The sequence below is a fragment of the Tessaracoccus lubricantis genome (assembly GCF_039544535.1).
Classification (GTDB): Bacteria; Actinomycetota; Actinomycetes; order Propionibacteriales; family Propionibacteriaceae; genus Arachnia; species Arachnia lubricantis.
On sequence record NZ_BAABLV010000012.1, the window covers coordinates 98,540 to 108,434 of the forward strand.

Here is a 9,895-nt window from a genome sequence, read left to right on the forward strand (position 1 = left end):
CCAACAACCCACGCATGCCACGCTGGGATTCCGCCGGGAACCGCCCCGGAACGGTGCGTCAGGCGGGGCGCAGCGGGTCGCCGGTGCCGCCGTCGACCAGCGGCCCCTGGGACAGCCGGTTCAGCAGCATCTCCTGGGGGATGGACTCGTCGATCGTGCGCAGCGCGGCCACCACGTCGTCGGGCCGCACCAGAGGGGTCTCGATGAGCGAGCGCAACAGCAGCGTGCGGTCGTCGAGCACGTCGAGCGAGACGATGGCCGCCCGCACGTCGAACGCGCGCATCCCGCGCTTGGTCATCCGTTCGACGGTGAGGTGCTCGCGGCCCAGCAGTTCGGCCACGGCTGCCTGCAGGACGCCGGGCGCGGCGTCGAGGCGGATCTCCCAGTCCGAGACCTGCAACAGTTCGCCGAGTGATTCCTTGACCGCCTCCGCCGCGTCGAGCATCTCGAAGCCCTGCGGCAGCACCTCGTTGAGCGCAGCCACGACCTTGACGGGGTCGCACACCTCGGTCAGGCCCAGCTCCACGTACTCCGCCTCCGAGGATGCAGAGGTCGGCGAAGGGCTGGCGTAGGAGATCCGGGGGTGCGGAGTGAAGCCCGACGAATACGCCATGGGGATGTCGGCCCGCCGCAACGCACGCTCCAGCGCCCGGCCGAAATCCCGGTGCGAGGTGAAGCGCGCGGGGCCGCGCTTGGCGTAGCGCAGCCGCAGCTTCTGCTCCGGCGGCGGCTGCTGAACTGGCGGCTGACGGGTGCTCATGGGGCGTAGTGTATGCCGCATGATCGACTGGCTGACCACTCCAACCCACCGCGCCTGGTTGCAGCGTGAGGCGGAGCGTCTGCTCGCCTTCGGCGCCGCGGCACCGGTGGCCGGCCAGGGCGCGGCGTACCTCGACGCAGACGGCAACCCCGACCCTGGACGCCCCGTCGAGACCTACGTCACGTGCCGGATGGTGCACGTCTACGCGCTCGGCCACCTGATGGGCATCCCGGGCTCCCGGCCGCTGGCCCAACTCGCCATGAGCGGGCTGACCGGCGCGCTGCGCGACGACCAGCACGGCGGGTGGTTCCACGACTCGACCCGCGCCGGCGCGAAGCAGGCCTATGACCATGCCTTCGTCGTGCTGGCCGGCTCGTCGGCCACGGTGGCCGGGCTGGCCGGTGGGCGTGAACTGCTCGACGAGGCGCTCGCCGTGCTCGACGAGCGGTTCTGGGACGAGGGCCACGGCATGGTCGCCGACGCCGCGCAGCCCGACTGGTCCGTCACGGACCCCTACCGGGGCATCAATGCGAACATGCACACGGTCGAGGCCATGCTGGCCGCGGCCGACGCCACGTGGGACCAGCGGTGGTTGGAGCGGGCCGAGCGGATCGCCACCTTCGCCCGCGAGCAGGCAGCCGCCCACGACTGGCGCCTGCCCGAGCACTACGACAAGGCCTGGCGCCCGCAGCTCGAGTACAACGCCGATCAGCCCGAGGACCCCTTCCGTCCCTACGGCGCGACCATCGGCCACGGCCTCGAGTGGGCCCGCCTGTTCCTGCACCTCGAGGCCGCCACCGGCGTCACCGACTCCCGCTGGGCCGACGCCGCACAGCAGCTCTACGACCGCGCCATCGCCGACGGCTGGGCGCGCGACGGGCACGACGGGTTCGTCTACACCACCGGCTGGGACGGCACCCCCGTGACCACCGACCGCCTGCACTGGGTGGCTGCCGAGGCCATCGGCGCGGCCGCTGCGCTCTACCACCGCACCGGCGACAAGCGCTACGCCACCGACTACGCCCACTGGTGGGACCACGTCGCCCGGCACTTCGTCGACAGCGGGCGCGGCTCCTGGCACCACCAGCTCGACGCGGGCCTCGCCGTCGCCGACTCGGTCTGGCCCGGCAAGCCGGACCTCTACCACGCGGTCCAGGCGACCCTCATCCCCCGGCTCCCGCTCGCTCCCTCCCTGGCCATGGCACTGGCCCAGAGGCAGCTGGTTTGAGCGCGCTTCGTCGCTGGTGGCCCCTCGTCGCGCTGCTGGCCCTGGCGTTCAACCTGCGCCCCGTCGCCGTCGCGGTCGGCCCCGTCCTCACGGAGATCAGCGCGGACATCGGCCTCACAGGCCTGTCCGCCGGCATGCTCACCTCACTGCCGACGTTGTGCTTCGCGGTGTTCGGGGCCATGGCGCCGTGGATCGCCCGGCGCGTGGGCGCGCACCGGTCGATCCTCGTCTCGCTGGTGATGCTGATCATCGGCCAGGCGGGGCGGCTGTTGGTGGACGACCCGCCGTCGTTCCTGCTGTTGTCGATGCTGGCGTTGGCCGGCATGGCGCAGGCCAACGTGCTCCTGCCCTCGCTGGTGCGGCGCCACTACCCCAACCACGTGGGCATGGCCACTGCGCTGTACTCGCTGGTGCTGACGATCGGCGTCACGCTGGCAGGCAGCGCCACGGTCCCGATGGCGCACGCGTTGGGCGGATGGCGCGCCGCCCTGGCCGCCGGCGTCGTCATCGCCGTGGCCTCCCTCGTGTGCTGGCTGCCGCTGGCGCTCGGCGCCGGCAGGCCCAGGCCCGGCGGTGAGCGCGACATCACGCTGGCAGCCGTGGCCCGCACCCGGCTGGGCTGGGCGCTGGGCATCATGTTCGGCGTCCAGTCGGCCCAGGCGTACTCCGTCTTCGGCTGGCTCCCCACGATCTTCCGCAGCGCCGGCATGGACCAGACGACGGCGGGCTACATGCTCGGCATCGCAACCGGCGTCGGCATCATCCCCGCATTCCTGATCCCCGCCTACGCGGCCCGCACGCGCAACCCCAGCGTCCTGTTCCTCTGCCTGATGGCATGCCTGGGGGTCGGCTACGTCGGCCTGCTGAACGCGCCGATGGCGGCACCGGCGTTCTGGTCGGTCATGATGGCGCTGGGCACGTCGTCGTTCCCGCTCGTGCTGGCGCTGTTCGGCACCCGGGCCCGCACCCCCGCCGCCACCGCGGCCCTGAGCGGTTTCGCCCAGTCGGTGGGCTACACCATCGCGACGATCGGGCCGCTGAGCTTCGGCGTGCTCTACAACCTCTTCGACTCGTGGACCCCACCCATCCTGCTGCAACTGGGGTTGGCGATCCCCATGACGATCGCCGGCCTCTACGCCTGTCAGCCCCGGATCATCGAGGACCAACTGCCCGAGCACCGCTAACCCCCAAGGGGGTGGCGGAAACCCCGCGCAAGCGCTCCAATGAAGGGACGGGTGCGCGACGAGGAGCTCACATGATCGGTTGGTACGTGCACCACCACGGGTTGGGCCACGCCACGCGCAGCACCCAGATCGCCCGCCACCTGCGCGGCGAGGTGGTCGGTTTCGGTTCCGTCCCCGTGCCGGAGGGCTGGCCCGGGGCCTGGGTCCAGCTCCCGCCTGACCTCACCGACGAACCCGCCGATCCCACTGCCGGCGGGGTGCTGCACTGGGCCCCGCTGGACCACCCCGGCCACCGCGAGCGACTCTCCCTGATCGGCGAGCACCTCCGCCGCGACATCTCCGTCATGGTCGTGGACGCCTCCTGCGAAGTGGCCCTCCTGTCGCGGCTGCTCGGCGTCCGCACCGTCGTGATGGCCATGCGGGGCGACCGCCGCGACCGCCCGCACGAGGCCGCCTACGACGGGGCCTCCCTGCTGATCGCGCCGTGGCCCGGCACGACGCCGGAACCGACGTGGCCGGAGCGGTGGCACCGCAAGACCCGCTACGTCGGGGGCATCTCACGCTTCGACGACCGGACCGCTCCCCCGCTCACGTCGAGCCGACGGCGGGTGCTGGTGGCGTGGGGCACCGGCGGCACCGGCGTCACGGCCGCCGACCTCGACGCCGCGGAGGCCGCCACGCCCGGCTGGGAGTGGCGGATCCGCAGCCCGGGGCACAGCGGCTCACCCGACGTCTGGGCAGACCTGGCGTGGGCCGACGTGGTGGTCACGCACGCGAGCCAGAATGCAGTGGGCGGAGGTGGCGGCGGCAGGGCGCCCGGCGGTGGTGGTGGCGCAGCCCCGGCCGTTCGACGAGCAACTCGCCACCGTCGAGGCCCTGCGCAGGCTGCGGTGCTGCGTCGCGCTGCCCGAATGGCCCGCCGCCGGGCAGTGGCCCTCGCTGCTGGCCGAGGCCGCGCAGCTGTGCGGCTGGAGTCGCTGGACCACCGGGCAGGGCGCCCGCGACGCCGCAGCGGCGATCGACGCGCTCGCGGAGGAGGCCCTGTAGCGCGGGCCGCGTCCGGATTCAGCCCTTCCGGTAGAGCTTCTTGCTCTGGTAGACGGGTTCGCACGTGACGTGCACGCCGAGGTTGCGGAAGATCGACTCGTCGACCGACCCCAGGATGACGGAGGTGTGCACGTCGCAGTCGCGCAGCTGCTGCAGTTCGTCGAGTGCCCGGCGGCAGTTCTCGTCGAAACGGGCGCCGACCGACAGCGCGATCAGCACCTCGTCCGTGTGGAGACGGGGGTTGGCGCTGCCCAGGTGGCGGGTCTTCAGTGTCTGGATGGGCTCGATGGTCTCCGGGTCAAGCAGGCGCACCTCGTCGGGGATTCCGGCCAGCACCTTGAGCGCGTTGAGCAGCATGGCGGAGCTGGCGCCCAGCAGCGCGGAGGTCTTGCCGGTGACGATGCGGCCGTCCGGCAGCTGCATCGCGGCGGCGGGGCCCTTGGTGCGCTTCTCGAGGTCCAGCGCCGGCAGGACGACGGGCCGGTCCTCGCGCGTGATGCCGAGCGTCGACATGATCAGCGCGATGCGGTCCGACTGGTGCGGCTCGGCCTCCTCACGGCGTTCGGCCACGAGCGCCTTGAAGTAGCGGCGCAGCACCTCCTGCTTCGACGCCTCGCGGCACACCTCGTCGTCGGCGATGCACACGCCGGCCATGTTCACGCCCATGTCGGTGGGCGACTGGTACGGGCTCTCCCCCGTCAGCTGCTCGAAGAGCAGCTTCAGCACCGGGAACGACTCCACGTCGCGGTTGTAGTTGACCACCTGCTCGCCGTAGGCGGCGAGGTGGAACGGGTCGATCATGTTGACGTCGTCCAGGTCCGCCGTCGCCGCCTCATAGGCCATGTTCACGGGGTGGTCGAGCGGCAGGTTCCAGATGGGGAACGTCTCGTACTTGGCGTAGCCGGAGGGGATGCCGCGCTTGTGGTCGTGGTAGAGCTGCGACAGGCAGGTGGCCATCTTGCCGCTGCCCGGGCCGGGCGCGGTGACCACGACGACGTCGCGGCTGGTCTCGACGTACTCGTTGCGGCCGTAGCCGTTCTCGCTGACGATCAGCGGGACGTCGTTGGGGTAGCCCTTGATCGGGTAGTGGCGGTACACCTTGAGGCCGAGCCGCTCCAGCTTGCGCTTGAAGTTGCGGGCCTGGCGGTGGTCGTCGGCCATCTGCGTGATGACCACGGAGCCGACGTAGAGGCCGTAGGAGCGGAACTCGTCGATGAGGCGCAGCACGTCGGCCTCGTAGGTGATGCCGACGTCGGCGCGCACCTTGTTGCGGATGAGGTCGTGCGAGGAGATGACCATCACGATCTCGACCTCGTCGGCGATGGTGTTGAGCATCTCGATCTTGTTGTCCGGCGTGAATCCGGGGAGCACGCGCGCCGCGTGGTGGTCGTCGAACAGCTTGCCGCCGAACTCGAGGTACAGCTTCCCGCCGAAGCGCTTGCGCCTCTGGTCGATGTGCTCCGACTGCAGGTCGAGGTACTTCTGACGGTCGAATCCGGTCTTGCGCATGCTGTCAGCCACGGACCCCCAGCCTACACGCCGCGCCGCCGGTAGGCTCTACCCCATGGCGCTCCACGTTCACGACCACGGCGATCCCGCGGCACCGCCGCTCGTACTCATCCACGGCCTCACCGACGACGGCACCTGCTGGCCCGACGCCGTCGCGCGTTGGGAGCGGGACCACCACGTCCTCGCCGTCGACCAGCGTGGGCACGGCCGCTCCCCCGGCTTCTCCGAGGAGCAGTTCCGGCGGGTGCCGGAGGTCATGCGCGACGACGTGGCGGCCGTGCTGCGCCAGCTCGGGCGGCCCGCCATCCTCGTGGGGCACTCACTCGGCGGTCTGGTCGCCGCCCGCGTTGCGCAGGGCTACCCAGAACTGGTGCGCGCGATCGTGCTCGAGGACCCTGCCAAGCCCGCCCCGCACTGGGACGGCGCCAACACCGAGTTCTCAAGGCAGCAGCTCGCCTTCGTCGAGGCCGTCACGCAGGACCCCGACGGCGAGGTCACCCGGATGCTGCAGGAGACGCCGTGGACCGACACCGAGCTCGAGCCGTGGGCGGAGTCCAAGGCCCGCGTCGACCGTGAATACCTACGGCGGGGCCTCTACCTCGGCGACACCGCGTGGGAGGAGATGTTCTCCGCGTTGACGGTGCCGACGCTCATCGTCGTTCCCGTGGACGGTGAGATGGCCCCGGACCCGGCCCGGATCGACAACGACCTGGTCGAGGTGGTCGAGATCCCGGGCGCCGGGCACTGCATCCGCCGCGACCGGCCCGATGAGTTCCACGCCGTGGTTGACGCGTTCCTGGACCGGCACCGCTGATCCGCCGAGGCCGCCGCCCCCGCGGAGTGCCGGGCCCCGGCGTCAGGCCAGGCTGGGCTTGACGACGGTGAGCGGCAGCAGCACCTTGCCCGTGGGGCCGATCTGGATCTCGGTGTCCAGCTGCGGGCACACGCCGCAGTCGAAGCACGGCGTCCAGCGGCAGTCCTCCACCTCGCGTTCGTCGAGGGCGTCCTGCCAGTCCTCCCAGAGCCAGTCGCGGTCCAGGCCGGCGTCCAGGTGGTCCCAGGGCAGCACCTCCTCGTAGCTGCGCTCGCGCTGCGTGTACCAGTCGAGGTCAATGCCGAACGTGGCCAGTTCCTCGTTGGCCGAGGTGACCCAGCGCTCGTAGGAGAAGTGCTCGTTCCAGCCGTCGAACTTGCCGCCCTCGCGCCACACGCGCTCGATGATCCGGCCGACCCGGCGATCGCCGCGCGACAGCAGCCCCTCGACCACTCCGGGCTCGCCCTCGTGGTACCGCAGGCCGATGGCGCGGCCGTAGTTGCGGTCCTGCTTGATGGTCTCCTTGAGCAGCATGAGGCGGTGGTTGATGGTCTCCGAGCTGGCCTGCCCGGCCCACTGGAACGGCGTGTGTGCCTTCGGCACGAAGCCGCCGATCGACACCGTGCAGCGGATGTCCTTGGTGCCCGATGCCTGCCGGCCCGTCTCGATGACCCGACGGGCGAGGTCTGCGATGGCCAGGACGTCCTGGTCGGTCTCCGTGGGCAGCCCGCACATGAAATAGAGCTTCACCTGGCGCCACCCGGAGGAGAACGCCGCGGCCACGGTGTTGATGAGGTCGTCCTCGCTCACCATCTTGTTGATGACCTTGCGCATGCGCTCGGAGCCGCCCTCGGGCGCGAACGTCAGGCCGGAACGACGGCCGTTGCGTGACAGCTCGTTGGCGAGGTCGATGTTGAACGCGTCCACGCGCGTCGACGGCAGGGACAGCGACACGTTGCTGCCCTCGTAGCGGTCCGCCAACTGCTTGGTGACCTCGGCGATCTCCGAGTGGTCCGCCGACGACAGCGACAGCAGGCCGATCTCCTCCAGGCCCGTGGCCTTGAGGCCGCCCTCGACCATCGCGCCGATCGTCTCGATGTTGCGCTCACGCACCGGGCGCGTGATCATGCCGGCCTGGCAGAACCGGCAGCCACGGGTGCAGCCCCGGAAGATCTCGACCGAGTAGCGCTCGTGCACGGTCTCGGCCATCGGCACGATGGGCTTCTTGGGGTAGGGCCACGCGTCGAGGTCCATCAGGGTGTGCTTGCGGACCTGGAACGGCACCTCCGGCCGGTTGGGCGCGACGCGCTGGATGCGGCCGTCGTCGAGGTAGTCGACATCGTAGAACTTCGGCACGTAGAACGCGCCTGTCATCGCCAGCCGGAGCAGCAGGCCGTCGCGGCCGCCCTCGCGGCCCTCCGCCTTCCACTCGCGCACGATGTCGGAGATGTGCAGCGAGGCCTCCTCGCCGTCGCCCAACACCGCTACGTCGATGAAGTCGGCGATGGGTTCGGGGTTGAACGCCGCGTGGCCACCGGCCACGACGAGCGGCTCGCCCTCGCCGCGGTCGGCGGCGTGCAGTGTCATGCCCGACAGGTCGATGAGGTTGAGCAGGTTGGTGTAGCCCAGTTCCGTCGAGAACGACACGCCCAGCAGGTCGAACATGCCGACGGGGCGGTGCGCGTCGAGCGTGAACTGCGGGATGCCGTTGCTGCGGAGCACCGCCTCCATGTCCGGCCAGACGGAGTAGGTGCGTTCGGCCAAGATCCAGTCGCGCTCGTTGAGGATCTCGTAGAGGATCGCGACGCCCTGGTTGGGCTGACCCACCTCGTAGGCGTCCGGGTAGGACAGGCACCAGCGCACGTCGACGGCGTCCCATTCCTTCACGACGGAGTTGTGTTCCCCGCCGACGTACTGGATGGGCTTGCTGACGCGCGCCAGCAGCGGCTCGAGGCGGTCGAACACCGAGTGCGAGGGCAGGGTGGGCATCGTAGTCATGGCACCGCCGAGTTTATATGCGGGGTCGGGTTTGGCCTAGCCTTCGCGACCCGGGCCCTGCCGCTGCACGTCACCCCGGCGGGCCAGGACGCCGATCACCGCCACCACGAGCACCGCCGCCACCAGCTGCCCCAGCACGATCGGCCCGCCGGTGCCCACCGAGCGGTCGAAGATCGAACTGACGCCCTGGAACGGCACGAGGGAGAAGCCGATCATGTTGTTGACGATGTGGAATGCCGCCGCGGCCTCGAGCCCGCCCGTCCGCCACGTCAGCCAGGTCAGCAGCGCCCCCAGCGTGAAGTAGAAGAGGTTGAGCCAGGGGTCTGAGGCGCCGTGCAGCAGCATGAACACGGCGGAGTTCAGCAGCGTCCCCACTGCGAGGGCGACGACGGGCCTGCGGAACCAGGACGACACCGTGCGCAGCAGCACGCCGCGCAGCATGTACTCCTCCGCGGCCGCCTGGAACGGCGTCACGAGCATCAGCCCGACGAGCAGCCACCACGTGTAGGGGCGGATCTGCAGGTCGAGGTCTGCGGTGCCGGTGACGGCCAGCTCGATGCCCACGTTCAGGCCGAGGATGACCAGCGCGACGGCGGCGCAGGTCCAGAACCAGCGCCACCGGAACCGACCCACCACCGAGTGGAGGAAGCCCGGGCGCTGCCGCACGAAGTGGCCCATCAACAGCGAGAACGGGAGCAGGAGCCCGATCGCGACGCTGTTGGCCAGCACCAGCCCCGGGGTGACCTGCGCGTTCTCCAGCATCCCCAGAAGTTCGTCGGGGTCGACGGCGCCCGTGGCCACTTCGATCATCAACGCGGCCACCGTCGCGATGAGGGAGGCGGCGAGGAAGGCCACCGCCACTAGAAGCACCGCGACGACGGGCCTCCAGGGCGCGATGCCGGGGGCACGCCAGAACTGGTGGTACTCGACGGGTTCCACGGGCATCGTCGGCGGTGCGGGAGGCGGCCCCCACTGAACAGGGGGCTGTGGCGGCCCCCACTGGGAGGGCGGTTCCGGCTGCGACGGCGGCCCCCACTGCGGCGGCGGCGCCCACTGGGGACCGGGCTGTGGGGTCGCGGGTGGAGGCTGTGTCACGCCCCCACCCTAGACGGAGCGGGTGATCCATTGTCGGTGAGTTGCTGGTGGAGGGTCTGGTCTGCCCCGGGTGGTCCGGAGTCGGATTACTTCTCGCCGCAGCTCACGCCAGGTTTGAAGCCGTGCCAGATTCAATCGGCCCGGGATGCCCCAGCAGCCCCTTGTCACCCCATTGCATGGCCCAGTAAGTGGCTCTTCCCAATTGAGGGTGTAGGGGTGGCGCGGCGTGGCGGCTGGCTATAGGGGTCGAGGCCTCCCGA

General features: G+C 70.7%; 8 protein-coding genes. 4 read left to right on the forward strand and 4 right to left on the reverse strand.

Annotated elements, in window-relative coordinates; translation table 11 throughout:
- Positions 1–58: 58 nt before the first annotated feature.
- Positions 59–760: a TIGR03936 family radical SAM-associated protein gene (locus tag ABEA30_RS03820; protein ID WP_345579202.1), complete on the reverse strand. Its 702-nt coding sequence runs from the start codon at positions 758–760 to the stop codon at positions 59–61.
- A 19-nt stretch (positions 761–779) separates the two neighbouring features.
- Between ABEA30_RS03820 and ABEA30_RS03825 the strand changes: the two genes are divergently transcribed.
- The 3 genes from ABEA30_RS03825 (at position 780) to ABEA30_RS03835 (ending at position 4,287) form a co-directional block, all read left to right on the forward strand.
- Entirely contained in the window at positions 780–1,988 is a 1,209-nt protein-coding gene (locus tag ABEA30_RS03825) for an AGE family epimerase/isomerase (RefSeq protein WP_345579205.1), read from the forward strand.
- Entirely contained in the window at positions 1,985–3,172 is a 1,188-nt protein-coding gene (locus ABEA30_RS03830; protein WP_345579208.1) for an MFS transporter, read from the forward strand. The genes ABEA30_RS03825 and ABEA30_RS03830 overlap by 4 nt, the downstream gene beginning before the upstream one ends.
- Positions 3,173–3,243: 71 nt before the next feature.
- Positions 3,244–4,287 carry a hypothetical protein gene (locus ABEA30_RS03835; RefSeq protein ID WP_345579211.1) on the forward strand — a complete coding sequence of 348 codons (1,044 nt, stop codon included), beginning with the start codon at positions 3,244–3,246 and terminating at the stop codon, positions 4,285–4,287.
- On the opposite strand, the gene ABEA30_RS03840 is transcribed toward ABEA30_RS03835, so the two are convergent.
- Positions 4,238–5,740, reverse strand: coding sequence for a DUF1846 domain-containing protein (locus tag ABEA30_RS03840; RefSeq protein ID WP_386086236.1), 1,503 nt, complete (start codon positions 5,738–5,740; stop codon positions 4,238–4,240). The genes ABEA30_RS03835 and ABEA30_RS03840 overlap by 50 nt on opposite strands.
- Positions 5,741–5,783: 43 nt before the next feature.
- Here ABEA30_RS03840 and ABEA30_RS03845 point away from each other — a divergent pair, with 43 nt between their 5' ends.
- Positions 5,784–6,542 (forward strand): alpha/beta fold hydrolase, encoded by a 759-nt coding sequence (locus tag ABEA30_RS03845; protein WP_345579214.1) that lies wholly within the window; start codon positions 5,784–5,786, stop codon positions 6,540–6,542.
- Between the two features lie 42 nt (positions 6,543–6,584).
- Here the strand turns inward: ABEA30_RS03845 and ABEA30_RS03850 are convergent, their stop codons facing one another.
- Both ABEA30_RS03850 and ABEA30_RS03855 read right to left on the reverse strand, forming a co-directional pair.
- Positions 6,585–8,522: a TIGR03960 family B12-binding radical SAM protein gene (locus ABEA30_RS03850; RefSeq protein ID WP_386086238.1), complete on the reverse strand. Its 1,938-nt coding sequence runs from the start codon at positions 8,520–8,522 to the stop codon at positions 6,585–6,587.
- A 54-nt stretch (positions 8,523–8,576) separates the two neighbouring features.
- Positions 8,577–9,479: a CPBP family intramembrane glutamic endopeptidase gene (locus ABEA30_RS03855; RefSeq protein ID WP_345579217.1), complete on the reverse strand. Its 903-nt coding sequence runs from the start codon at positions 9,477–9,479 to the stop codon at positions 8,577–8,579.
- Between the last annotated feature and the right edge of the window lie 416 nt (positions 9,480–9,895).